This is a genomic window from Streptomyces sp. NBC_00377 (genome assembly GCF_036075115.1).
Lineage (GTDB): Bacteria > Actinomycetota > Actinomycetes > Streptomycetales > Streptomycetaceae > Streptomyces.
Genome location: NZ_CP107958.1, coordinates 7257055 through 7279561, shown reverse-complemented (window position 1 = coordinate 7279561; position 22507 = coordinate 7257055). Strand labels below are relative to the sequence as shown.

General features: G+C 72.4%; 20 protein-coding genes and 1 pseudogene. 12 read left to right on the top strand and 9 right to left on the bottom strand.

The features are described 5' to 3' along the window. The first annotated feature begins 8 nt into the window (after positions 1-8). Together OHS71_RS32340 and OHS71_RS32335 are read left to right on the top strand one after the other, a co-directional pair. Positions 9-767 carry an SDR family oxidoreductase gene (locus OHS71_RS32340; RefSeq protein WP_328482861.1) on the top strand — a complete coding sequence of 253 codons (759 nt, stop codon included), beginning with the start codon at positions 9-11 and terminating at the stop codon, positions 765-767. A 77-nt stretch (positions 768-844) separates the two neighbouring features. Further along, a complete protein-coding gene (locus tag OHS71_RS32335; RefSeq protein ID WP_328482860.1) occupies positions 845-1873 on the top strand; it encodes an L-idonate 5-dehydrogenase in 1029 nt (342 codons plus the stop codon). 483 nt (positions 1874-2356) lie between these two features. On the opposite strand, the gene OHS71_RS32330 is transcribed toward OHS71_RS32335, so the two are convergent. Both OHS71_RS32330 and OHS71_RS32325 read right to left on the bottom strand, forming a co-directional pair. After that, positions 2357-2980 carry a cytochrome b/b6 domain-containing protein gene (locus OHS71_RS32330; RefSeq protein WP_328482859.1) on the bottom strand — a complete coding sequence of 208 codons (624 nt, stop codon included), beginning with the start codon at positions 2978-2980 and terminating at the stop codon, positions 2357-2359. Continuing rightward, positions 2964-3785 (bottom strand): molybdopterin-dependent oxidoreductase, encoded by an 822-nt coding sequence (locus tag OHS71_RS32325; RefSeq protein ID WP_328482858.1) that lies wholly within the window; start codon positions 3783-3785, stop codon positions 2964-2966. Before OHS71_RS32325 ends, OHS71_RS32330 begins: the two co-directional genes overlap by 17 nt. An 810-nt stretch (positions 3786-4595) precedes the next feature. Between OHS71_RS32325 and OHS71_RS32320 the strand changes: the two genes are divergently transcribed. From OHS71_RS32320 to OHS71_RS32305, 4 genes are all read left to right on the top strand, one after another. Continuing rightward, positions 4596-5489, top strand: coding sequence for a DMT family transporter (locus tag OHS71_RS32320; protein ID WP_328482857.1), 894 nt, complete (start codon positions 4596-4598; stop codon positions 5487-5489). Between the two features lie 54 nt (positions 5490-5543). After that, complete coding sequence (locus tag OHS71_RS32315; RefSeq protein ID WP_328482856.1) at positions 5544-6059, top strand: NUDIX hydrolase; 516 nt, start codon at positions 5544-5546, stop codon at positions 6057-6059. Between the two features lie 121 nt (positions 6060-6180). Then, positions 6181-6573: a YidH family protein gene (locus OHS71_RS32310; RefSeq protein WP_328482855.1), complete on the top strand. Its 393-nt coding sequence runs from the start codon at positions 6181-6183 to the stop codon at positions 6571-6573. After that, positions 6570-6920, top strand: coding sequence for a DUF202 domain-containing protein (locus tag OHS71_RS32305; RefSeq protein WP_328482854.1), 351 nt, complete (start codon positions 6570-6572; stop codon positions 6918-6920). Before OHS71_RS32310 ends, OHS71_RS32305 begins: the two co-directional genes overlap by 4 nt. A 158-nt stretch (positions 6921-7078) precedes the next feature. On the opposite strand, the gene OHS71_RS32300 is transcribed toward OHS71_RS32305, so the two are convergent. Then, positions 7079-8074 (bottom strand): NADP-dependent oxidoreductase, encoded by a 996-nt coding sequence (locus OHS71_RS32300; protein ID WP_328482853.1) that lies wholly within the window; start codon positions 8072-8074, stop codon positions 7079-7081. Positions 8075-8457: 383 nt separating this feature from the next. Between OHS71_RS32300 and OHS71_RS32295 the strand changes: the two genes are divergently transcribed. Together OHS71_RS32295 and OHS71_RS32290 are read left to right on the top strand one after the other, a co-directional pair. After that, complete coding sequence (locus OHS71_RS32295) at positions 8458-9489, top strand: phosphotransferase family protein (RefSeq protein ID WP_328482852.1); 1032 nt, start codon at positions 8458-8460, stop codon at positions 9487-9489. Positions 9490-9494: 5 nt separating this feature from the next. Continuing rightward, positions 9495-10718: an acyl-CoA dehydrogenase family protein gene (locus tag OHS71_RS32290; protein ID WP_328482851.1), complete on the top strand. Its 1224-nt coding sequence runs from the start codon at positions 9495-9497 to the stop codon at positions 10716-10718. A 51-nt stretch (positions 10719-10769) separates the two neighbouring features. Here the strand turns inward: OHS71_RS32290 and OHS71_RS32285 are convergent, their stop codons facing one another. The 4 genes from OHS71_RS32285 to OHS71_RS32270 all read right to left on the bottom strand — a co-directional run bounded on the left by OHS71_RS32285 (position 10770) and on the right by OHS71_RS32270 (position 14301). Further along, positions 10770-11177 (bottom strand): hypothetical protein, encoded by a 408-nt coding sequence (locus OHS71_RS32285; protein WP_328482850.1) that lies wholly within the window; start codon positions 11175-11177, stop codon positions 10770-10772. A gap of 11 nt (positions 11178-11188) precedes the next feature. After that, positions 11189-11782 (bottom strand): TetR/AcrR family transcriptional regulator, encoded by a 594-nt coding sequence (locus OHS71_RS32280; RefSeq protein WP_328482849.1) that lies wholly within the window; start codon positions 11780-11782, stop codon positions 11189-11191. Positions 11783-11866: 84 nt separating this feature from the next. Further along, positions 11867-13540, bottom strand: a complete 1674-nt coding sequence (locus OHS71_RS32275; RefSeq protein ID WP_328482848.1) for a class I adenylate-forming enzyme family protein — start codon at positions 13538-13540, stop codon at positions 11867-11869. Continuing rightward, complete coding sequence (locus tag OHS71_RS32270) at positions 13537-14301, bottom strand: SDR family oxidoreductase (RefSeq protein WP_328482847.1); 765 nt, start codon at positions 14299-14301, stop codon at positions 13537-13539. The genes OHS71_RS32275 and OHS71_RS32270 overlap by 4 nt, the downstream gene beginning before the upstream one ends. Before the next feature lie 220 nt (positions 14302-14521). Here OHS71_RS32270 and OHS71_RS32265 point away from each other — a divergent pair, with 220 nt between their 5' ends. Further along, the gene (locus OHS71_RS32265) at positions 14522-15802 is read left to right on the top strand and encodes a serine-threonine protein kinase (RefSeq protein ID WP_328482846.1); all 1281 of its coding nucleotides are present in this window, start codon (positions 14522-14524) and stop codon (positions 15800-15802) included. 24 nt (positions 15803-15826) lie between these two features. Here OHS71_RS32265 and OHS71_RS32260 read toward each other — a convergent pair whose 3' ends face one another. After that, positions 15827-18613: a penicillin acylase family protein gene (locus tag OHS71_RS32260; protein WP_328482845.1), complete on the bottom strand. Its 2787-nt coding sequence runs from the start codon at positions 18611-18613 to the stop codon at positions 15827-15829. 208 nt (positions 18614-18821) lie between these two features. Here OHS71_RS32260 and OHS71_RS32255 point away from each other — a divergent pair, with 208 nt between their 5' ends. Both OHS71_RS32255 and OHS71_RS32250 read left to right on the top strand, forming a co-directional pair. After that, complete coding sequence (locus OHS71_RS32255) at positions 18822-19424, top strand: hypothetical protein (RefSeq protein ID WP_328482844.1); 603 nt, start codon at positions 18822-18824, stop codon at positions 19422-19424. Positions 19425-19758: 334 nt separating this feature from the next. Next, complete coding sequence (locus OHS71_RS32250) at positions 19759-20826, top strand: RNA ligase (ATP) (protein WP_328482843.1); 1068 nt, start codon at positions 19759-19761, stop codon at positions 20824-20826. A gap of 518 nt (positions 20827-21344) precedes the next feature. On the opposite strand, the pseudogene soxR reads toward OHS71_RS32250, so the two are convergent. Continuing rightward, positions 21345-21824 (bottom strand): annotated as a pseudogene (gene soxR / locus OHS71_RS32245) (redox-sensitive transcriptional activator SoxR); the annotation flags it as partial. Positions 21825-21954: 130 nt separating this feature from the next. Here soxR and OHS71_RS32240 point away from each other — a divergent pair. Beyond that, a complete protein-coding gene (locus OHS71_RS32240; protein WP_328482842.1) occupies positions 21955-22416 on the top strand; it encodes a MaoC family dehydratase in 462 nt (153 codons plus the stop codon). Positions 22417-22507 lie beyond the last annotated feature (91 nt).

The following is a 22507-nucleotide window of genomic DNA, read 5'->3' as shown; positions in this document are numbered from 1 at the left end:
ATACGGGAATGAGTCATCCCCTGTTCGACATCAGCGGCCGGACCGCCCTGGTCACCGGCTCCAGCCGGGGCATCGGTCTCGCCCTGGCCCGGGGCCTCGCGGAGGCCGGCTGCACGGTGGTCCTCAACGGACGGGACGCCGGCCGCCTCGCGCGGGCGGCCGCCGAGCTGCCCGGCGAGGTTCACACCAGCGCGTTCGACGTCACCGACGGCGCCTCGGTGGCCGCCGGGATCGCGGAGGTCGAGGACCGGGCCGGACCGCTCGACATCCTGGTCAACAACGCGGGAATGCAACTGCGCGCCCCGCTCCTGGAGTTCGCCGACTCCGACTGGCACCGGCTGCTGGACACCAACCTCACCAGCGCGTTCCTCGTCGGCCGGGAGGCCGCCCGTCGGATGACGGAACGCGGCCACGGAAAGATCATCAACATCTGCTCCCTCCAGAGCGAGGTGGCCCGCCCGGGCATCGCTCCTTACGCGGCCACCAAGGGCGCGCTGAAGATGCTCACGAAGGGCATGTGCGCGGACTGGGGACCGCACGGCGTCCAGGTCAACGGCCTCGGCCCCGGCTACATCGAGACCGAACTGACCCGACCCCTCGTGGAGGACGAGGAGTTCAGCGCCTGGGTGCGGCGCCGCACCCCGGCGGGACGGTGGGGCCGCACCGAGGACCTCGTGGGCGGGCTGCTGTTCCTGGCCTCGCCCGCGGCGGACTTCGTCGGCGGGCAGGTGCTGTACGTCGACGGCGGCATGACCAGCGTGCTGTGACCCGTGCGCGGTGAGCAGTGCGCGGTGACCGATGCCTTGTGACGTGACCAGTGTCTTCCGAAAGGGCGTGACGACGGATGCTCGCTTGTGTGATCCACGGTCGGGACGACCTGCGCGTCGAGGAGCTGGCGGCTCCTGCGCCGGGGCCGGGCGAGGTGCTCGTCGCCGTCCGCTACGGCGGGGTCTGCGGCTCCGATCTGCACTACTGGCGGCACGGCGGGGTGGGTGACTTCCGGCTGAAGGAACCCATGGTGCTGGGGCACGAGGTGGTGGGGACGGTCGTCGCGTACGGCTCCCCCTCCCCCGCCGGTCCTCCCGCCGGCACCGCGGTCGCCGTGCACCCCGCCACCCCGTGCGGGGTGTGCCCCGAGTGCGCGGGCGGGCGCCGCAACATCTGCCGGGACACCCGCTACCTCGGCAGCGCCGCCCGGACGCCCCATGTGCGGGGCGGGTTCGCGGCCGCGATCGTCGTCCCGGCCGAACAGGTACGACCGCTCCCGGACGGGCTCCCACCGAGGCGGGCCGCGCTCGCCGAGCCGTTGGCCGTGGCGCTGCACGCGGTGCGACGGGCGGGCCCGGTATCGGGACGGCATGTCCTGGTCACGGGCGCCGGTCCCATCGGCTGCCTGGTGGTCGCGGCGGCGAAGGCGGCCGGCGCGGCGCGGGTCACCGTGACCGACCTGCTGCCCACCGCGCTCGGGTACGCGCGTACCGTCGGCGCCGACACAGCCGTACGGGCCGGTGATCCGGCGGATCCCGGGTGGCCGTCGGAGGTGGACGTGGCCGTCGAGGCGTCCGGGGCGGCCGCCGGGCTCGACACCTGCCTACGGCTGGTGCGGCGCGGCGGAGTCGTCGTGCAGCTCGGCATGCTCCCGCCCGGGCCGAGCCCGTTCGCCGGGAACCTGCTGGTCAGCCGGGAGATCGAGCTGCGCGGGGCGTTCCGCTTCGACACGGAGTTCGACGCGGCCCTGCGCCTGCTCGCGGCCGAGCCCGCGTTCGACGCACTGATCAGCGCGGTGGTACCCGTACGGGACGCGGAGCCGGCGTTCGCACTCGCCGCGGACCGCGCCCGCTCGTGCAAGGTACTGCTGGACTTCGAGAGCTGAGGGAGGCGGCCGCCGGCCGCAGGTCACCCGGCCGGGCCCCGGCGGGCCACAGGACCGCTGCGCCCCGAGCTCCGGCGCGCTGCGGGTCCACCGGACCACGGGCCGCGAGGCCGCAAGGTCGCAAGGCCGCGAGGCCGCAAGGCCGCGAGGCCGCAAGGCCGCGAGGCCGCAAGGCCGCGAGGCCGCAAGGCCGCAAGGCCGCAAGGCCGCAAGGCCGCAAGGCCGCAAGGCCGCAAGGCCGCAAGGCCGCAAGGCCGCAAGGCCGCAAGGCCGCAAGGCCGCAAGCATCACCGGGCAGCGGGACCGCAGGCCCCAGGGCCGCGAGGACCACCGGGCCGCGCGACCGCCGGGCCGCGCGACCGCCGGGCCCGCAGGCCCCGACGTCCACCGGCCCCCCCAGGGCCGCGAGGACCACCGGCCCCCAGGGCCGCGACGTCCACCGGCCGCGAGGACCACCAGGTCGCGGGAATCGGGCGGGGGCGGCTAGGGGCGCCACAGGTGGTGTTCTCGGCGGGCCCATTCCGGGCTCACCGAGCCCGTGCGCATTCCCCGGCGGGCCTCCGGGTCGCCCAGGGCCATGCCGATGTGGCCGGCCAGGACGACGCCGATCGTGAGCGCGAGCCAGTCGTGGACGAAGGTCGCACTGGTCCGCCACATGATCGGGGTGAGGTGGGTGAACCACATGAGCAGGCCGGTGCCGAGCATCACCAGGGTCGCCCCCGCGATCCAGGCCGCGTAGATCTTCTGTCCGGCGTTGAACTTGGCCGCCGGACGCGACTCCCGGCGCTTGTCCCGGCGCAGGGCGGCACCCAGCCAGCGGCGGTCGTGCGGGCCGAAGCGGTTGAGGTGCCTGAGGTCGGCGCGGAACGCGCGGGAGGCGAGGCCCGCCAGAACCGGCGCGGGAAGGGCCAGCCCGGCCCATTCGTGGACCCGGACCACCAGTTCGCGGCGGCCCACGAGCTGGGCGAACTCGGGGATGTAGAGGAAGGCCGCCGTCAGCACGCACACGCCCATCAGGAGGGCCGTGGTGCGGTGCACCCACCGTTCGGCGCGGGTGAAGCGGGGGATCTCGGTGGTCGCCGGCGGCGCCTCAGCTCGTAGGCTCATCGTCCCGTCCGTTCGAGCGGCCGACCCAGGCGTCGACGTCGTAGCCACGGTCCTCCCAGTAGCCGGGCCGCACCTTCTTGGTGACGGTGATGCCGGAGAGCCACTTGGCGGACTTGTAGAAGTACATGGGCGCCACATAGAGACGGACGGGGCCGCCGTGGTCGTGGCCGAGGTCCTTGTCCTGCATGCGCAAAGCGACCAGGACGTCGGCCCGGCGGGCCTGGGCGAGGGTGAGGCTCTCGGTGTAGGCGCCGTCGAAGCAGGTGAAGCGGATCGCGCCGGCTTCGCCGCGCACTCCGGCCGCGTCGAGCAGGGCGGACAGCCGGACGCCTTCGAAGGGCGTGCCCGGCACCCGCCAGCCGGTGACGCACTGGACGTCCTTGACCACCCGGGTCTGGGGCATGGCCCTGAGGTCGGCCAGCGTGTAGGTGGCGGGGCGGTCGACGAGACCGTCCACGGTGAGGCGGTAGTTCGTGGCGTTCCTGTGCGGGACCGAGGACGTCACCGAGTAGTAGCGGAAGCCGCCGCCGTTGGGGAGCAGTCCGGTGAGGCCGGTGGGGTCCTTGTCGGCGGCGCTGCCGAGGAACGCCTCCATGCCGCGCTGGAGCGGGGGCGCTGCGACGACCCCCAGTGCGCCGAGGGCGAGTGTGCCGAGGAAGACCCGCCGGCCGACGGGTGTGCCACGCTCCGCGGGCTCCACGACCGGTTCGGACGGCCGGGACTGCCCGGGCGGCGCCGCCGGTCGGGCGTCGCGCGGCTCGGGCGGTTCGGACGGCTCGGGCGCCTCGGGTGGTTCGGGGTTCACCTTCCCATTCGAGCACTCGGGGGCCCGCCGGGGCCAGGGATCCCGGGCGGCCGTCAGATTTCGGTAACCACTTCTTACCGCGCTCTCATGGCCTGCGACCGGTCGATCGGCGGAGCCGCCCCTCGCCGGCGCTCACCGCCGGGGCCGGGCGGGACGCGAGGCGGCGAGCACCGCGCGGCCCGGGTACCCGGTGCCGGACCCGCACGACCCGGTGCCGGGCCCGCACGAGGAACCGGTGCCGGAACCGCACGGGCGTCCGGTGCCGGGCCGACATCGCCATCCGGTCCGTATCCGCTCGGTATCAGCTCCGGAGTCTGGTCCCGGGCCGGCACCGGACTCCGGTCCGTATCCGCTCAGGAATCGGGTGCCAGGCCCAGGTGGGAGTCCGATGCCGGACCCGCACGACCCGGTGCCGGGCCCGCACGAGGAACCGGTGCCGGACCCGCACGGGACTCCTGTGCCGGACCCGCACGGGACCCGGTGCGGGCTCGGGGAATCCGGTGTCCGGCCGGCCCTGGTGGGACCGCTGCGACGGGGGTCCCGGCCGCCTGCGGTGTGGCGTACGCCATGGCGCGGCTCGGCCGCAGGCCACACCATGGCGGTAGGTCGCCCCGCATCCCCGGCCTCTCCGCGGGTGCCCGCGGCCGAGTCACCCGCCCGGTTGCGGGGTACTCCCGGAAAGCAGCGTTCCGGGGCGGGCCCCGGAACGAACGGTTCGGGCACTCCCGGCGGCACGGAGGCCGCCGGGACGCTACAGTCGGCCACTACGCACCCCGTCCGTGGCCCGACCGGATGATCGAGGTAGGCAGCGTGTCGGTTCTGGTTCTGGTTCTCGCCGTGAGTGCCGCCTGCTGCCTCGGCTTCGGGTTCGTGCTCCAGCAGAACGCGGCTCAGAAGGCACCGCTGGGCGACTTCCTCTCCCCCCGCCTGCTGCTCGACCTCATGAAGGTGCCGCGCTGGCTGGGCGGCATCGGCCTCATGGTGGTCGGCATGGCGCTGGGCGCGGTCGCACTCGGCCAGGGCGAGATCTCCCTGGTGGAGCCGCTGCTCGCGACCAATCTGCTCTTCGCCCTCGCACTGTCCCGCCATCAGACGAAGCAGTCGCTCGGCCGTCAGGGCTGGGCGGGCCTGGCGCTGCTCGCGGGCGGGGTGACCACCTTCATCGTGGCGGGCGAGCCGCACGGCGGCAGCGCGGTCTCGGATCCGCTGCGGCACTGGCTGATCATCGGCGTGATGGTGGGCCTGGCCCTGCTGCTCACCACGTACGCCAAACGCTCCCGGCTGAGCTCCGGCCCGGTGCTGCTGTCCCTCGCTGCCGGTCTGCTGTACGGCGTCCAGGACGCGCTGACCAGGGTCAGCGGGCAGCGTTTCGGGTCGGGCGGCCTGGGCGAACTGCTGACCGGCTGGCAGCCGTACGCGGTGCTCGCCCTCGGCGTCACCGGCCTCGTGCTGGTCCAGAGCGCGTTCGAGACGGCGCCGCTGCGCATGTCGCTGCCCGCGCTGACGGCGGCGCAGCCCCTCGCGGGGATCATCTGCGGGGTCGGCTTCCTCGGCGACCGGCTGCGCACCGACACCGGCGCGCTGGCCCTGGAGGCGGCGGGGCTGGCAGCGATCGTCGCGGGCATCGTGCTCCTCGGGCTGCACCCGGCGATGCCGCGGGGCACGGCGCCGCGGGAACAGGTCCCGGACCTCCTGCCCCAGTAGCGAGGCGGCGGCGGTACGCCGTCGACGCCGTCGGCGGGCTGCTTGGATGGGCGCATGAGCGCTGCTGACGAGATCCTCGACATCGTGGACGAGAACGACGTGGTCGTCGGGCAGTCCCCCCGGGGCCGGGCGTACGCGGAGGGACTGCGCCACCGCTGCGTCTTCGTCCGGGCCAGGGACGCGAGGGGCAGGATCTTCGTCCACCGCCGGACCCCCACCAAGCTGGTGTTCCCGTCGCTGTACGACATGTTCGTCGGCGGTGTGGTCGGCGCGGGAGAGACCTACGACGACGCAGCTCTGCGGGAGGCCGAGGAGGAGCTGGGCGTGAGCGGCCTGCCCCGCCCCGAGTTCCTCTTCAAGTTCCTCTACGACGCCGGCGCCGACGGGAGCTGGTGGTCGGCCGTCTACGAGGTCCGCTGCGACCTGCCGGTGGACCCGCAGGTGGAGGAGGTCGCCTGGCACGGCTTCCTCCCCGAGGAGGAGGTCGAACGGCGGCTGTCCGAGTGGGAGTGGGTACCGGACGGGCTGGCGGCGTACGAGCGGCTCAGGGAGTACCGGGCGGGAGGCTGAAGGGGCGGGGGGCGCGGGTGAGGGAGCCCCGGCGGTGCCGGGATCGGCGATCGCCCCCGCCCCGGGGTCCGGGCCGCATCGGGATCCGGGGCGTCGGCGGGCTGCGGGTAGGGTCCTCCAGGTGATGGAGTTCGTGCAGAACGTCCGGTTGTGGTTCGCTCCCGAGCAGGTCAGGGAGGAGGGCCGCACGCCCGACTACCGGTTCTCGCTGGCGAACGAGCGGACGTTCCTGGCCTGGCTGCGCACCGCGCTCGCGCTGATCGGCGGCGGTTTCGCGGTGGACCAGTTCCTGCCGGACCTGCGCTGGGGCTGGCGGGTCGGGCTGGCGCTCGCCCTGCTGGCGGCGGGCGTGCTGTGCTCCTTGCGCGCGGTCAATCACTGGATCCGCTGCGAGCGGGCCATGCGCCGCGGCGAGGACCTGCCGGCCTCCCGTTTTCCGGCGCTGCTGGGGGTGCTGGTCGCGGTGGTGGCCGTGGCGATGGTCGTCGTCGTGCTGGTGGGGTGGGAGGGATGAGCGAGGGGATGCGGCCGACGGGCGACCGCGGTACGGGGCCCGACCGCGACCCCGGTCTCCAGCCCGAACGGACCCGGCTCGCCTGGCGGCGTACGACGCTGGCGAGCACGGTGGCCGCCGTACTGGGCGTGAAGGCGGCGCTGCACGGCGGGGTGTCGGCGTCGGGGATGGTCGCCGGTGCCGTGTGCTGCGGCCTGTGGCTGGCCTTCCTGCTGCTGGCCCACCGCCGGATCCACGTTCTGTCCGGCACGGCGAGCCCGGCTGCCCTCGCGCCGAGGCACGCCACCGCGGCGGTCCTGTGCACGGTGGCGACAGCGGTGTGCGCCGCGACGCTGGTGGTGGTCTAGCACCTCGTCCGGGGCTGCACTTCCCCCTCGGGTTCCCGCCCGGGGCCGGGACCTGGTCCACGGTCTCCCCCGCCCTCGGCCGGGCCGTCCCTCATACGCCCTCGACCGCCTGGCCCACGTCGCCCGCCCGGCTCAGAGCCCTGTCCGGGTTCCCCGCTTCACGGCTCGTCTCTCTCCCCGGTATCCCCGGTCTCCCGGGTCTCCCCGGTCTCCGCGGTCTCGTCCGTCCAGTCCACCGTCACCACGATCTTGCCCCGGGTACTGCCCTGCTCGTTCAGCCGGTAGGCGTCCGCCGCGCGTTCCAGCGGGAAGGTCTCGGAGACGTGCACGGACACCACGCCCTGTTCGGCGAGTTCCGACAGACGGGTGAGGTCGTCGGCGTCGGGCCGGACCCAGTAGTACCGGCCGCCGTACCCGACGACGTCCCCGTCGGCGATCGACACCAGACGGCCCTCCGGGGTCAGCAGGTTGGCGGAGACCTTCAGGGTGTCGCCGCCGACCGTGTCGAAGGCCGCGTCCACCCCCTCGGGGGCAAGCCCGCGCACCCGTTCGTACAGCCCCTCGCCATAGCTCACCGGCTCACCGCCCAACGAGCGCACGAAGTCGTGGTTGCCCTCACTGGCCGTGCCGATCACCCGTGCGCCGAGATGGCGGGCGAGCTGTACGGCGATGGAGCCGACCCCGCCCGCGGCCGCGTGCACCAGCACGGTCTCGCCCCGCTTCACCTGGAGGACCTTGGTCAGCACCTGGTAGGCGGTGAGGCCGGTCAGCGGAAGGCCCGCGGCCTCCTCCCAGGTGAGGTTGCGCGGCTTGCGGGCGAGGGTGCGCAACGGGGCGCCGACGTACTCGGCGAACGTGCCGCGGGAGAGGAAGTCCTCGCGGACGTAGCCGATGACCTCGTCGCCGACCGCGTACTCCGCGACGGACACCCCGAGCTGGACGACGACCCCGGACACGTCCCAGCCGGGAATCACGGGGAAGACGGCGTCGAGGATCGGATCCAGGTAGCCCTCGCGGGCCTTCCAGTCGACGGGGTTCACAGCCGCCGCCCGTACCTTCACCAGCACCGAGTCGGGGCCGATCTTGGGCTCGCGGACGTCCCCGTACACGAGCGTCTCGGGGCCGCCGTAGCGGGAGTAGCTGATGGCCTTCATGGTCCGACCCTCCGGGGTACGGCAACGCCACGCAAGCGGAACGACCGGACCCGCGGGTTCCGCGGAGGCCCGAGCCGCCCCGCAGGCGGCCACCGGCGTGCGGCGGACGACCGGTGACGGTCCGGAAGGCGACGGAAGGCGACTGTCCGGAGGGCGACAGCTGGTCGGCGTGAGCCACCGGAGCGTGGCGGTGCGCAACCACGCGGCCTCGGTGGCGGGAAAGGCCTCGGGAGGGCGTGCCGGGTTCTGCCCGGGGAGCCGTCGCCCCTATCGTCGTCCTATCGTGGCCCCGATCACGTTGGGCGCGACCACTGGACGGCATACCGACCGGTCGGCATCATGGTGCATGTGCTGATTCACCGTCCCGTCCACAGGAGCGACGCATGAGCCCCGACCACCCGCCCGGACTCGACCTCGACCGGCTGCGCGCCCTGCTGGAGCGCGAGCGGCCCGGTCTGGTCGGCGGCCCCCTCACCGGCCGGCTGATCGAGGGCGGACGGTCGAACCTCACCTACGCGGTCTCCGACGGCGCGACCAAGTGGGTCGTGCGGCGGCCTCCGCTCGGCCACGTCCTGGCCACCGCGCACGACATGCGGCGCGAGCACCGGGTGATCAGCGCCCTGTACCCGACGAGCGTGCCGGTGCCGCGCCCGGTGCTGCTGTGCGAGGACCCCGAGAACGGGGCCGCGCCCGGGGCGCCCTTCTACGTCATGGAGTTCGTCGAGGGCACGCCCTACCGCACCGCCGACGAGCTCGCCCCCCTCGGCGAGCAGCGCACCCGGGACGCGGTGCTGTCACTGGCGGACACGCTGGTGGAGCTGCACGCGGTGGACCCCGCCGAGGTGGGCCTCGCCGACTTCGGCCGGCCCGAGGGCTTCCTGGACCGGCAGCTGCGGCGCTGGGGGAAGCAGCTGGACGCCTCCCGCAGCCGGGAGCTGGCCGGGATCGACGAACTGCACGCGTCGCTCGGCCGCGGGCTGCCGCACTCTCCCGCGCCCGCGGTGGTGCACGGCGACTACCGGCTCGACAACGTCCTGATCGGCGCGGACGACTCGATCCTGGCGATCCTCGACTGGGAGATGTCGACGCTCGGCGACCCGCTGACCGACCTGGGCCTGCTGGTGATGTACAGCGTGCCGCTGCGACTGCCGAACTCGCCCATCTCCACGACGGCCTCGGCCCCCGGTCACCCGTCGCCCGCCGAGCTGATCGAGCGGTACGCGGCCCGCTCCGGACGTGATGTCTCGGCGGTCTCCTGGTACACGGCGTTCGCCTGGTTCAAGCTCGCCGTGATCCTGGAGGGCATCCACTACCGGTACACGCTGGGCCAGACGGTCGGGCGCGGCTTCGACCGTATCGGGGAGCTCGTCCCCGTCTTCATCGAGCACGGACTGACCACTCTCCAGGAAGGCTGACCGGCATGGACTTCGCGTTCGACGCACGCACCGAGGAGCTCCGCGCCAGGCTGCTCGCCTTCATGGACGAGTACGTCTACCCGGCCGAGGCCGTCGCCGAGGAGCAGCGCGCGCTGCTCGCCTCGCCGTGGGACACCCCGGCCGTGGTCGAGGAGCTGAAGGCGGAGGCGCGCAGGCAGGGCCTGTGGAACCTGTTCCTTCCCGACGCCGAGCACGGCGCCGGCCTCACGAACCTCCAGTACGCGCCGCTGGCCGAGATCACCGGCCGCTCCCCGCAGCTGGCGCCGACGGCTCTGAACTGCGCCGCCCCGGACACCGGGAACATGGAGGTGCTCGCCCAGTTCGGCGACGAGCGGCAGAAGAAGCAGTGGCTGGAGCCGCTGCTGGCGGGCGAGATCCGCTCGGCGTTCGCGATGACCGAGCCGGAGGTGGCCTCCTCCGACGCCACCAACATCACCACGCTCATCGAGCGGGCCTCCGACGGCACGGACGACTACGTCGTCACCGGCCGCAAGTGGTACATCTCCGGGGCGATGAACCCGGACTGCAAGATCTTCATCGTGATGGGCAAGACGGACCCGGACGGCGCCGACCCGCGCCGTCAGCAGTCCATGGTGCTCGTCCCGCGCGACACACCGGGTGTCACGGTCAGGCGGGCCATGAAGGTCTTCGGCTACGAGGACCACTCCCACGGCGGTCACGCCGAGGTGGTCTTCGACGGGGCGCGGGTGCCGGTGACGAACCTGATCGGCGAGGAGGGCGGCGGCTTCGCCATCGCCCAGGCCCGGCTCGGCCCCGGCCGTATCCACCACTGCATGCGGCTGATCGGGATGGCGGAGCGGGCGATCGATCTGATGTGCCGCAGGGCCGTCTCCCGTGACGCCTTCGGCAAGGCGCTGGCGCAGCAGGGCGTGGTCCACAACTGGATCGCGGACGCGCGCGTGACGGTCGAGCAGCTGCGGCTGCTGGTGCTGAAGACCGCCTGGATGATGGACACCGTCGGCAACCGGGGCGCCCACACGGAGATCCAGGCCATCAAGATCGCGACGCCCCGCGCGGTGGTCGACATCCTCGACCGCGCGATCCAGCTGCACGGCGCGGGTGGCGTCAGCCAGGACTTCCCGCTGGCGGAGCTGTACGCCGGAGCGCGCACGCTGATGATCGCCGACGGGCCGGACGAGGTGCACCAGCGGTCGCTGGCGCGACGGGAGTTGAAGAAGCACCTGTAGGGACAGACGGAACGACAAAGGCCCCGGCAACGCCGGGGCCTTTGTCACAGGCTATTTCTTCCGCCGCTCCTCCAGCTGCTCGAGCGCCCTCTCCCGCACGTCCTCCCAGGAGTGCCGGGAGAGTCGCGTGAGCGCGTCCGTCGGAGTCCCAGGGTTCGACGCCGTCGACGAGACGACGGCGTCGTGGTCGTCACGGGACAGCGCGTCCAGGACGTCCTGCGGCACCCCCTTGCGGCTGGCGATGTTCGCCCTGACCCGCCAGTCGTCGTCACGCACCAGCAGGCGCAACACCTCCGGCGGGACATGCCGGTTGAACGTCACCCAGAAGCGCATGTCGGGGTGGTTCTGCACGAGGTCGAGCCAGACGTCGAGCGGCGCGTCCTCCTGCTTGGTCCGCCGGAGGTCGGCGCTGTCGCCGCTCGTCCGCAGGCGGACGAACTCCTCGGCGCTCTCGATCATCAGTGCCGATCTCAGGGCCGCAGGGCCCGCAGCAGCAGGTCGGCCAGGTGGTCGGCGACCTCCTTCGGCCCCATCGACCCGTCCGGCCGGTACCAGGTCGACAGATGGTGGACGGACCCGAAGTGGTAGTCCACGACCAGGTCGGCCGGGGTCGCCGTGGAGAAGACACCGGCCTGCTGACCCTCCTCGACGAGGGCGCGGAAGCGTTCGTGGTAGCGGCGGCGCTCCGCGCGCACCTGTTTGTTCTTCTCCGGGCTCAGGTGGTGCATCGAGCGGAAGAAGATCATCGCGTCGTCGAGGTTCTCGATGGTCGTGACGACGACGTCCGCCGCCGCGCCCCGCAGCCGCTTCTCGATCGGCTCGTCGGCGTTGGCGAAGGCGTCCAGACGCTCCTGCTGCACGCGCAGGACGCGCGCGTACACCTCGTGCAGCAGATCGTCCTTGGAGCCGAAGTAGTGGTACAGCGCGCCCTTGGTGACGCCTGCCGCCTCGACGATCTCCTGCACCGAGGTGCGGTCGTAGCCCCGCTCGGCGAAGAGCCGGGTGGCGGCGGCCAGCAGCCGCTGCGGCACGGGTGTCCCGTCACCGTCCGTGGTCCTGGGCACTGCCGCCACCTGCCTTCCTCGATGCCTTATCGGCGAGCCTTACCGGCTGTCGTGCCGACTTGCTGCTGTCGTGCTGCTTGTCCGCTACCGGCTGTCGTGCGGGCGCGAACGCAGTTCCCGCCGGAGGATCTTCCCACTCGCCGTCTTGGGCAGGTCGGGCAGGATCTCCACCTGGCGCGGATACTTGTAGGCGGCCAGCCTGTCCTTGCAGTAGGCCGCGAGCGTATCGGCATCCGTGTCGGCGCCGGGACGCAGGCTGATGTACGCCTTGACGGTCTCCCCGCGATAGCCGTCCGGCACCCCCACGACGGCCGCCTCGCGCACGGCCGGGTGGGTGTACAGCACGTCCTCCACCTCGCGCGGCCACACCTTGAAACCGGACGCGTTGATCATGTCCTTCTTGCGGTCGACGACGTACAGCCAGCCCTGTTCGTCCATGAACCCGATGTCGCCGGTGCGCAGTTCGCCGCCGGGAAAGGTCTCTGCGGTGGCCTCGGGCCGCCGCCAGTACCCGGGGACCACCTGCGGGCCCCGCACGACGATCTCGCCCTGCTCGCCGAAGGGCACCTCGGCGCCCTGCTCGTCGACGATGCGGACGATCGTGTCGGGCCCGGGGACACCGACGGCGAGGGTCCCGGAGGCCGGGTCGACCGGCGCCTCCAGCTGGGGCGGGACGGAGGCGCAGGGCGCCGTGCACTCGGTGAGTCCGTAGCCGTTGCGGATGTACGGTCCGAAGCCCGCCCGGAACTTCTCCACCAGGGCCGGCGGCACCGGGGCGCCGCCGGAGGAGATGTTCACGAAGGACGCGAAGTGGTCCCGCGTGACCTCGGGACGGGCGGCCAGCGCCATGAAGGCGGTGGACGGGCCCACCGTGTAGTGCGGCTTGTGCTCGGCGAACGCCTCCAGGACGACGCCCGCCTCGAAGCGGTACGTCAGTACGAGCGTGCCCGCGCTGTTCAGACAGGCGCCGAGCTGGCAGACCATGCCGGTGATGTGGAACAGCGGTGCGAGCGCGTAGTAGACGGGCGCCTCGGGCAGGCGCAGTCCGGTGCGCTGCCGTTCGGCGTTGTACATGATGTTGCCGTGCGTGTTGGTGGCGCCCTTGGGTGCACCGCTCGTGCCCGAGGTGTAGCTGATCAGGGCGATGTCCGCGGGGGCGGCGTCACGGCCCCCGGGCGCTTTGTGGCCGGCTCGGGCGACGGCTGTGAGGTCGTCGGTGTCGGGCGCCTGCGGAAGGCGTTCGAAGCCGAGGACGCGCGCGTCGCCGCGGGTCTGGAAGTCCAGCTCGCAGGCGGTGAGCGCGATCCGCACCGGCGAGTCGGCTGCGGCGTCGCGCAGATACGCGTCCCAGGCGCGGTCGGAGCAGATCAGCGCGGCCACCTCGCCGTCGTGCAGGACGTGACCGACCTCCCCCGACTTGTACATCGGGTTGACGGGGACGACGGTCGCGCCCGCCTTCCAGGCGCCGAGCAGGGCGAGGACGAAGTGCGGGGAGTTCTGCAGCAGGACGGCGACCCGGTCACCGGGCTCCAGGCCGCGGGCTGCGAGGTGACCGGCCACGGAGTCGCTGAACTCGTCGACCTCGCGGTAGCTGAGCCGGCCGTCGAAGTAGGCCAGGCAGGTCCGGTCGGGCGCCTCGGCGACGGACCTGCGGAAGGCGTGCACCAGGGAGTCGGCGGGGTCGATCGGGGCCCGCTGGACCTCGTCGAGGAGGGCCACCCACGGTGTGGCCGCGTAACGGGAGGCGGGCGCGGTCATCCGGCGGCCTCCCACTTCTGCTGGAGGTGGTTCATGTTCGACAGCCAGCGGTCGGGATCACCGGCCCGGACCTGGTAGTACTCGGCGACCTCGGGGTGCGGAAGGATCAGGAAACGGTCCTCCGCGATGCCCTTGAACAGGGCGTCCGCCACGTCCTGCGGCTCGATCGCGGTCGGTTTGAGCACCAGGTCGCCCGCGCTGCCGGTGGCGGCCAGCATGTCGGTGCGGACGCCCTGGGGACAGATCGCGTGCACCTTGATCCCGCGGTGGCGGTAGGTCAGCGAAAGCCACTCGGCGAAGGCGTACGCGCCGTGCTTGGTGACGCTGTAGGGGGCGGCGCCGATCATCGTGAGCAGCCCGGCTGCGGAGACGGTCGACACGAACCGGCCGCGCCCGCGCTCCAGCCAGCCCGGGAGCAGCGCGTGGGCCGCCCGGACGTGGGCCATGACGTTGACGTCCCAGGCGAGGGCCCAGACGGCCTCCTCGGCCGACTCGGAACCGCCCGAGGCGACCCCGGCGTTGGCGCAGTACACGTCGACGGTGCCGCCGAGCGCCTCACGGGCCTGCTCGACGATCGTGGAGGCGTCGCCCGGGACGGCGATCCCGCCGATCTCGTCGGCGACGGACCGCGCCCGGTCCGCGTCCAGGTCGTTGACGACGACCCGGGCTCCCTCGGCGGCGTAGCGGCGGGCCAGCGCGGCTCCGATACCGCCCCCCGCTCCGGTCACGACCACTCGGGCATCCTGCACGGCTTCCACCATCGGTCTCCTTCGACGCGACTGCGGCACGAATCGGCTCTACCGCCAGACTAACCAGTCGGTATGTTGCGGCGGAAGGGTTACCCGGGGATCGCCGTCGGCTCCGGCGACCGTGCCAGGATTACATCTTGTACGGATGAGCCGTGACGTATGGCCAATTGCCCCGTTCCGCAGGACGATGCCCGCACCGGGCGCATCCCTGCGGGGCACGAGGGGGCCTGTCATGGCGGATCCGGCGATGAGCGTGACGCCCTACTGGGAGCTGACCTTCGACGCCGACGGAGACATCGACGGCACACGTCGGGACCGGCTGCTCGGCGAGGTGGGACGGCGCGGGGTCCGCGACCTGATCGTCTTCTCGCACGGCTGGAACAGCGACCGTTCCGGCGCGACCAGGCTCTACAGCAGCTTCTTCGCGCCGGTCCCCGCGCTCGCCCCGGCGGCACGGATCGGGTACGTGGGCGTGGTGTGGCCGTCGATGCGCTTCTCCGACGAGCCGATCCCGGACTTCCCGCACTCCGCGGCGGCCGCACGGCTCGGGCGCCCTGCACTGGACGCGGACACCCGTCGGGCGCTGCTCGCCACGTTCCCCGGCCGGGCCGCGGAGGTCGACCGGATCGCGGGGCTGCTGGAGCGGCGGCCGCCCGGGGAAGCCGCGCTGGACGAGTTCGGGCGGCAGGTGCGGCTGCTGGTGGACGTGGCTCCGACGGGACCACAGGCGCTGTGCGCGGCGGACACCCTGGCGGAGGGGACGACGCGGGCCGGACCGGAGATGTTCGCCTGCTCGACGGCGACGGCCTGCGAGGAGTTCGCGCAGGCTCTGGCCGGCCTGGAAAGCGCGTCGCCGGCGCCGGAGTTCACGCTGCCCGACCCGTGGGACGGGGCGCACGAGCTGCTGCGGCAGGCGACGTACTACGCGATGAAGCGGCGCGCCGGAACGGTGGGCGAGCACGGACTCGGGCCCTTCCTCGGGCGGCTGGCGGCGGTGGCGCCGGCCGTGCGGGTGCATCTGGTGGGACACAGCTTCGGCGGGCGGCTGGTGTCGTTCGCGCTGCGGGGCCTGCCGGAGGGGGTGCGCACGGTGAAGTCGGTGACGCTGCTCCAAGGGGCCTTCTCGCACTACGCGTTCGCCGCGCAAGGGGTGCTCCAGGGCCGGCAGGACCGGATCGACGGCCCTCTGGTGTGCTGTTACTCGAGATTCGACCAGGCGCTGAGCACGATGTACCCGCTGGCCTCGCGGATGGCGGGCGATTCCCGGGGGCTCGTCGGCGAGATGCTGGGCGCCACATGGGGCGCCATGGGACACGACGGGGTCCAGGCCGTCCCGGGCACACACGCGTGTGTGCTCGCCGACGCGCTCTCCGGGCCGCTGCCGGCCTCGGGGTGCGTGAACGTCGACGCGGCGGCGGTGGTCCGGCGCGGTGGAGCGCCCGCCGGGGCGCACAGTGACATCGTGCACCCCGAGCTGGCGCGGCTGGTGCTGGCGGCGGGCCGCATCCGTTAGGGACGCGGCCCGCCGTCGTGCGGACTACCGGTGGGACGTGAACTCCACCACCTGCTGGAAGGTGGGCCGGTTCTGCCAGCTGATGTTGCCGTGCTTGATGCCGCCCAGGGTGCGCTGGACGATCGAGTCGGCGCACCACTGGTCGCCCGCCGCGCACAGGGTGTCGCCCGGGTAGACCTGGGCCGCGGTCTTGCCGGCCGCCTCCTTCAGGGTGCTGATGAGGACGTCCCGGCAGCCGGTGAGGGTGCCGCCGCCGCAGTACTTCTGCGTCAGCCCGCCCTGGACCGTCTCGCCGAGCACGGCCCGGATGTCCTTGTCGACATAGCTCCACCAGCCGTACTGGAAGGAGCTGCCGGCGTGGGCCCCGGTCGGCCCGTGGGCGGCCGACGGGGTCTCGTCGATCGGCAGGTTGGCCGTCAGCGCCGTGTACAGGCCGGTGCCGAGGCCGGGTTCGAACTCGGCCTTCACCAGCAGCGGCCACCAGGCGTCCAGGATGCGGACCGCGTCGGCGTTGGCGTACGTCTTCGAACCGGCCGTCGTCTCCGTCCGCTTGCCGCCCGCCGTCAGCCAGGTCTGGAGTTTGGTCACCGCGGCCGCGGCCGTGGAGTCGGTGACCGTGGAGCTGTTGACCACCTTCAGCAGGTCGGGCAGGACGTCCTCGGCCCGCAGGTCCGCGAGCGCCGCGTCCGCCATCGCCTTCGTCAGGGACGCGCGCGTGACGCCGCCGGCCGCGACCAGCTTCTTCACCCGGTCCTCGAGCAGGTTGCCGCGGTGTACGGACCCGTCGCCCCAGGAGGCCGTCGCGTAGTCCTTGGCCTGCTTGTTGTTCCAGGAGATGTAGTAGTCCTGGTCGATGGAGTTGGGATGCGCCGAGGCCGGGGTGTAGTCGGCCGTGTTGGTGGCAGGCACCCAGTTCTTCCACTCGTACGCCGCCTGCGCCCACACCGGGAACTCGGCGTCGACACCGCTCGCCCGCACCGGGTTGTCGCCGCTGTTGTAGTAGGCGGTGTGCGCGGAGTCGGCGTAGAACCAGTTGAAGGTGTAGTTGATGTGCTGCACCGCGCTCTGGAAGGTCTGCGGGCTCTTGACGTAGTCCGGGTCGTTCAGCATCTGGAAGCCGATGATCGAGTCGGCCTCGTGCATGAAGGACGAACGCAGGTTCGTGTAGGCGACCTTCTTGCCGCCCACGGTCGCCCGGTACTGCACGGGCCCGTACTTCGTGCGGTACACCCGCATGGTGTACGAACCGGCGGCCGTTCCGTCGGCGGTGGTCGGCTTCCAGGCGTTCTTCTGTTCCACCACGTCCATGGCCGTGCAGACGCCGTGGTACAGGTAGTGGTAGTCGTCCTGGCAGAGTTCGACCGCGTAGCTGTCGATGATGTCCTGGCCGGAGGTCGTGGCGCTCCACGCGTAGTCCTGGCCGCGCCCGAGTTCGACGTACATGCTCAGGCCCGCGAAGGAGGCGCCGCGGGCGCTGATGCCCGGGCCCTGGATCTCCTGGAGCATGAGCAGCTGCGGGGCGAAGTAGCCGGTCTGCGGGCCGAAGACGGCGATCGGGTGGCCGCTCGCGGTGGCCTGGCCGCTGACGACGAGGGCGTTGGACATGCCCCGCCTGGCCGAGCTGAGCGCGGTCGCGGTCGCCGTGGCGGACGCGGCGGATGCGTTCTGGTCGCCGCCGGTGCCGGTGGCGTCGTAGACCAGTGGTTGCGTGGTCAGCGAGCCGGCGTCGGGCAGTGCCTCGCCCTGCGGGCTCGCGGGCTTGGCCGCGTACGGGAAACTCTGGCCGTTGTGGACGGTGAGGGCGGCCTCGGGGTCGTTGCGTTCGCGGAACGCCTCCCAGACCTCGGTGCCCTGCTGCACGCCGTACTTCTCCTGCGCGGCGAGCAGCGACACCGCGTTGTTGACCTCGCCGCCACCGCCCGAGCCGAACAGCGAGCCGATGACCGAGGCCAGCGCCACGAGGTCGGTGATCTTGAAGTGGTCGATGGTGCCGGCGTTGGTGATTGAGTCCTTGTGGCCGGTGAGGACGTACTCACCGGGGAAGTAGCGGCCGCTGTCGGAGGTGTCTATGTAGGAGTTGACGCCGGCGAGGTAGGCGTTGGCGTCGGCGAGCGCCTGCTGGCCGCGGGTGCCGTTGGTGGCGACGGCGTTGTCGATCTGGGCCTGGAGGTCTGCCTCGGTGTACGGAGCGTTGCGCCAGAACTGCTGCTCGAGCCCCTGGTTGGAGGGGGCGCCGCCCGCGAAGGCGGTGAGCTGGCCGCGGCCGACGTGCCGGAAGACGTCCATGAGCCACAGCCGGTCCTGGGCCGCCGCGTACCCGGCGCCGAACTCGGTGCCGTACCGGGTGGTGCCGGTGATGTGCGGCACACCCGTCTTCTTGTCGCGGACGATCGTCACGTCGCTGCGGCCCGCGGGGCTCAGGGTGGAGGCGACTTGATCGGAGGCGACACCGAACGACGCGTCGTTGAAGAACGTGTTGATCGTGGCGTTGGTGAGCGTCGGGTAGCCCTTGGCCAGGTTGGCGTAGGGCCCGAGCTGGTCCTCGGCGTGGTCGGGCTGGGTGCCGAATGCCTGGTTGAGGAGGACTTGCGCGAGGGTGGCGTTCCCGTTCTCACCGGGCGGCAGGATGTCGGAGCACTGGCCGCCGCAGTAGTCGTTCGCGGCCGTGACCTCGGCGGCTGCCGCCACTTGGGTAATGGGCGACAAAAGACCGGCGATCAGGGCGCATACGGATGCGGTCTTCAGGAACCCGGGGAATCTGCCGGGAGTTCTCAGTCTGTCGAGAGTGGTGCGTGGGGTTCGCCGAGGCATCGGCTGCTCCTAGCGACGGGGGTGGCCGGAAGGTTACCGCCGGTATCCCCGGTATTGAAGATGAACATGCGTCAAGTTTTCGGCAGGTGGAGGTCATCGGAGATCGGATGGAGCCGAATCGCATGTCGATACGTCTATTCGACGACGTCCGTACGACGACGCCGAAGTGACCGAAGTTCAGGTGCAGATGTGACGGAGGTGCAAGGCGATGGCCGGTTTCCGGAGTCTGGCGAGACAGGTGCGAGACCCGCGTTGCGATCTGGCGCTGCGGCGGTACTCGCTGCGCAAGTGCCTTGAGCGGTTCGCTCCCTACGGGCACAGGGCGACCTGGGACCATCTTTCCTCGCGGGCCGGGTTCGGTCCGGAGGACCGCTCCCCCGATCCTGCGCGGCTCGTGGCCGCGTTGGACGAGCTGGAGGAGGCGCGGGCGGTGTGGCTGGCCTACGAGGTCGAGTTCGCCGAGCGCCGCAAGAAGGAGAAGCACGACGGGCTGCGCAGGCCCGGCACCGTGGACGACTGGCACCGGCTGACCTGGGGCGGTTTCGGCGTCGCCTGGTGCGACGACCCGCGGCTGCACCCCCGTGAGCCGCTGGCCGAGGTGCTGCGCAGGCTGATCGCCGCGCTGGAGCGCGCGCCGGGCTCCGGCTGCCCGGTGTGCGGCGGTGAGCGGCTGCCCTGGAAGTACGACCTGGATCACGAACCGTCGGCGGGTCCGGTCTGCGCGGACTGCGGAATTCTCGTACCGCGTCCCGTGCTCACGGCCGAGGCCCTGGCGTACGCCAGGGGCGGACGACTGCTGGTGTCGGCCTGACACCGGCCTGAGCTCTTCCCAAGGCCGGCCCGCGGCCGGCCTGTGAACACCGCGGGGGTGCGCCGGGGATGCCGCACCCCCGAACCTGCCTCGCCCCGGTCGGCCGGCACAGTCCTGGTGAGCGCAGTCCTCAAGGCTTGCCGATGCCGCACAAGGGCGGTTGCGGGCAAGGGAGTCGGTCTCGTCCGGGGTCCGTGCGCGGTGGCTCCGGGGCGGCCGAAGCGGGTGACGGTAGCAGGCGCTAATCGGTTCGCTCCACCTGTTTCCGGCGGGGAGAGTTGGGCGTGATGAAACCCAACTGAGGCACCAGCCCGCGGACTTGAAGGAGCCCGACATGTCGACGCTGCGCGTCACCGCCGAAGTGCTGACCGTCCACGAACACCCCGACGCCGACGCCCTCGAACTGGCGCAGGTCGGCCTGTACCGTGCCGTCGTCGCCAAGGGTGCGTACCGCACGGGCGAGGCCGCCCTGTACATCCCCGAGCAGTCGGTGCTTCCCACCGCACTGATCGAGGAGCTGGGGCTGACCGGGCGGCTGGCCGGCAGCGGGGCGGACCGCGTGAAGGCGGTACGGCTGCGGGGCGAGCTGTCCCAGGGAATCGTGTGCCGGCCGAAGGCGCTGGCCGACGTCGACCTGGCGCTGGCCGCCGCGCAGGGCACGGACTTCGCGGAGCGGCTCGGCATCGTCAAGTGGGTGCCGCCGATCCCGCCGACCATGAACGGCGACGTCGAAACGGCGCCGGATCTGCTGCCGTGGGTCGACATCGAGAACATCCAGCGCTATCCCGACCTCTTCGCGCCGGGCGAGCCCGTGGTGCTGACCGAGAAGCTGCACGGCTCGGCCTGTCTGCTCACGTACGTCGCGGAAGAGGAGCGGGTGTACGTCTCCTCGAAGGGCTTCGGCGCCAAGTCCCTCGCCCTGAAGGAGGACCCGAAGAACCTCTACTGGCGGGCCGTGCGCGGCCATGGCGTACCCGAGGCCGCGGCCCGTCTGGCGGAGCGGCTGGGCGCGCGCCGGATCGGTGTCTTCGGGGAGGTGTTCGGGGCGGGGGTCCAGGACCTGACGTACGGCGCGGACGGCCGGCGCGACACCCTCGGCTACGCGGTGTTCGACGTGTCCGCGGACATCGACGGCACGGTGCGCTGGCTGGACGCGGCACACCTCCTGGACGGTGAACTGCCTCTCGTTCCGCGGCTGTTCGAGGGCCCTTACGACAGCGAGCGGGTCCTGGAGATCGCCTCCGGCCGGGAGACGGTGTCCGGACGCGGGCTGCACCTGCGCGAGGGCGTGGTGATCCGGCCGGCCGTCGAGCGCTACAGCCCGGTCACGGGAGGCAGGGCGATCGCCAAGGCGGTCAGCGGTGCGTATCTGACCCGCAAGGGCGGAACCGAGTACGAGTGAGGACGAGTCTCCTCCCCCGGCCGGGGCCGCCGCCCGCCCGGGCCGGGGGTTACGTCGCGGTCCGGGTGACCCGGGCGACCCGGGGACGGTGGTGAGCCGGGGTCTAGGGGCGGGCGGCGGCCGGGGTCATGCCGGGGGCGGGTGAACTTGGGCGGGCGGCCCGGGGACGGTGGTGAGCCGGGGTCCGGGGGCGGGCGGCGGCCGGGGTCATGCCGGGGGCGGGTGAACCCGGGCGGGCGGCCCGGGGACGGTGGTGAGCCGGGGTCCGGGGAAGCCCGGGCGGGCGGCCCGGGGCGGGTTTGCGCTGGGGCGCGGGGGGCGCGGGGAGCCCGAGTGGCCCGTGTCCGGGGCGCCCGCTGTCGGTTCGGTCAGCAGCAGGCGGCCGTGTCTTCCCCGGCGCGTGCTCCTGCGGCGCCCGCCGTCACCCCGCCCGCCCGGCCCGTGCCCGCCTGCGTCTGCGATCCGGGCGCTCCCGCGTCGGCGCCCTGCACCGCGAGCCTGCCGCCCCTGCCGGCGTGCCCCGTCCCGGACTTGCGCCGCGCGCTTTTCTCCACCAACAGCCGCGATCCGGAGGCACGTTCACCGAAGGCGTCGTCCGGGTTGGACAGAACGCAGGTGGCGAGGGACAGGCATCCGCAGCCGATGCAGTCGGTGAGGTGGTCGCGCAGGCGGTTGAGCTGCTTGATGCGTTCGTCCAGTTCCGCGCGCCACGCCTCGGAGAGCCGGGCCCAGTCCTCCCGGGTCGGGGTGCGCTCCTCGGGGAGCTCGGCGAGGGCCTCCCGGATCGTGGCCAGCGGGATGCCGACGCGTTGCGCCGCGCGGACGAAGGCGACGCGGCGCAACGCGTCGCGGTGGTAGCGGCGCTGGTTGCCCGCCGTGCGGCGGCTGCTGATCAGCCCCTTCGACTCGTAGAAGTGCAGGGCGGAGACGGCGGCGCCGCTGCGCGCGGCGAGCTGGCCGACCGTGAGCTCGTGGATCTTCTCGGGAATCTGGGGCACCCCTCGAACCCTACCCATCGCCGCACCCCCGGGTCCGTTGACATCGACCCCGCACCCGAGCATGCTAAGCAGTTGCTTAGACCTATGGCATGGTGACATGGGCAGCGAGTGAGGCGAGAGGGCCGCAGACATGGCAGAGCCGAGGATCTTCACGTCCGCCGACGACCTGAAGGCGGCGGTGGGCGAGCAGCTGGGGTACACCGACTGGGTGGAGGTCGACCAGAAGCGGATCGACCTCTTCGCGGAGGCCACGGGTGACCACCAGTGGATCCATGTGGACCCGGAGAAGGCCGCCGCAGGCCCCTTCGGCACCACCATCGCGCACGGCTACCTCACCCTGTCCCTGCTGCCGCTCTTCGGCCCGCAGCTGATCAAGGTCGAGAACGTGAAGATGGGCGTCAACTACGGGACGAACAAGGTCCGTTTCCCTGCCCCGGTACCCGTGGGCTCCCGGCTGCGCGCCACTGCGACGATCACCGGCGTCGAGGACGTGACCGGCGGCGTCCAGGTCGCCGTCGCCTTCAGCGTGGAGCGCGAGGGCGGGGACAAGCCCGTCTGCGTGGCGGAGTCGGTTTCGCGCTACTACCTGTAACCGCGGCACCGGTGAGCCCGGGCTTCCGTCGAGCCCGGGCCGCCGTCAGGCCCGCACCAAGGGCAGGTCCGGCCGCCGCCGGACCCCGCCA

Excerpts from the sequence above, each read along its gene's own strand:
- OHS71_RS32315 (WP_328482856.1), top strand. The coding sequence starts at position 5,544 with ATGAGCGCTGCTGACGAGATCCTCGACATCGTGGACGAGAACGACGTG.
- OHS71_RS32275 (WP_328482848.1), bottom strand. The coding sequence starts at position 13,540 with ATGACCGCGCCCGCCTCCCGTTACGCGGCCACACCGTGGGTGGCCCTC.
- OHS71_RS32290 (WP_328482851.1), top strand. The coding sequence starts at position 9,495 with ATGGACTTCGCGTTCGACGCACGCACCGAGGAGCTCCGCGCCAGGCTG.
- OHS71_RS32250 (WP_328482843.1), top strand. The coding sequence starts at position 19,759 with ATGTCGACGCTGCGCGTCACCGCCGAAGTGCTGACCGTCCACGAACAC.
- OHS71_RS32285 (WP_328482850.1), bottom strand. The coding sequence starts at position 11,177 with ATGATCGAGAGCGCCGAGGAGTTCGTCCGCCTGCGGACGAGCGGCGAC.
- OHS71_RS32270 (WP_328482847.1), bottom strand. The coding sequence starts at position 14,301 with ATGGTGGAAGCCGTGCAGGATGCCCGAGTGGTCGTGACCGGAGCGGGG.
- OHS71_RS32300 (WP_328482853.1), bottom strand. The coding sequence starts at position 8,074 with ATGAAGGCCATCAGCTACTCCCGCTACGGCGGCCCCGAGACGCTCGTG.
- OHS71_RS32265 (WP_328482846.1), top strand. The coding sequence starts at position 14,522 with ATGGCGGATCCGGCGATGAGCGTGACGCCCTACTGGGAGCTGACCTTC.
- OHS71_RS32295 (WP_328482852.1), top strand. The coding sequence starts at position 8,458 with ATGAGCCCCGACCACCCGCCCGGACTCGACCTCGACCGGCTGCGCGCC.
- OHS71_RS32260 (WP_328482845.1), bottom strand. The coding sequence starts at position 18,613 with ATGCCTCGGCGAACCCCACGCACCACTCTCGACAGACTGAGAACTCCC.
- OHS71_RS32305 (WP_328482854.1), top strand. The coding sequence starts at position 6,570 with ATGAGCGAGGGGATGCGGCCGACGGGCGACCGCGGTACGGGGCCCGAC.
- OHS71_RS32340 (WP_328482861.1), top strand. The coding sequence starts at position 9 with ATGAGTCATCCCCTGTTCGACATCAGCGGCCGGACCGCCCTGGTCACC.
- OHS71_RS32330 (WP_328482859.1), bottom strand. The coding sequence starts at position 2,980 with ATGAGCCTACGAGCTGAGGCGCCGCCGGCGACCACCGAGATCCCCCGC.
- OHS71_RS32335 (WP_328482860.1), top strand. The coding sequence starts at position 845 with ATGCTCGCTTGTGTGATCCACGGTCGGGACGACCTGCGCGTCGAGGAG.
- OHS71_RS32240 (WP_328482842.1), top strand. The coding sequence starts at position 21,955 with ATGGCAGAGCCGAGGATCTTCACGTCCGCCGACGACCTGAAGGCGGCG.
- OHS71_RS32255 (WP_328482844.1), top strand. The coding sequence starts at position 18,822 with ATGGCCGGTTTCCGGAGTCTGGCGAGACAGGTGCGAGACCCGCGTTGC.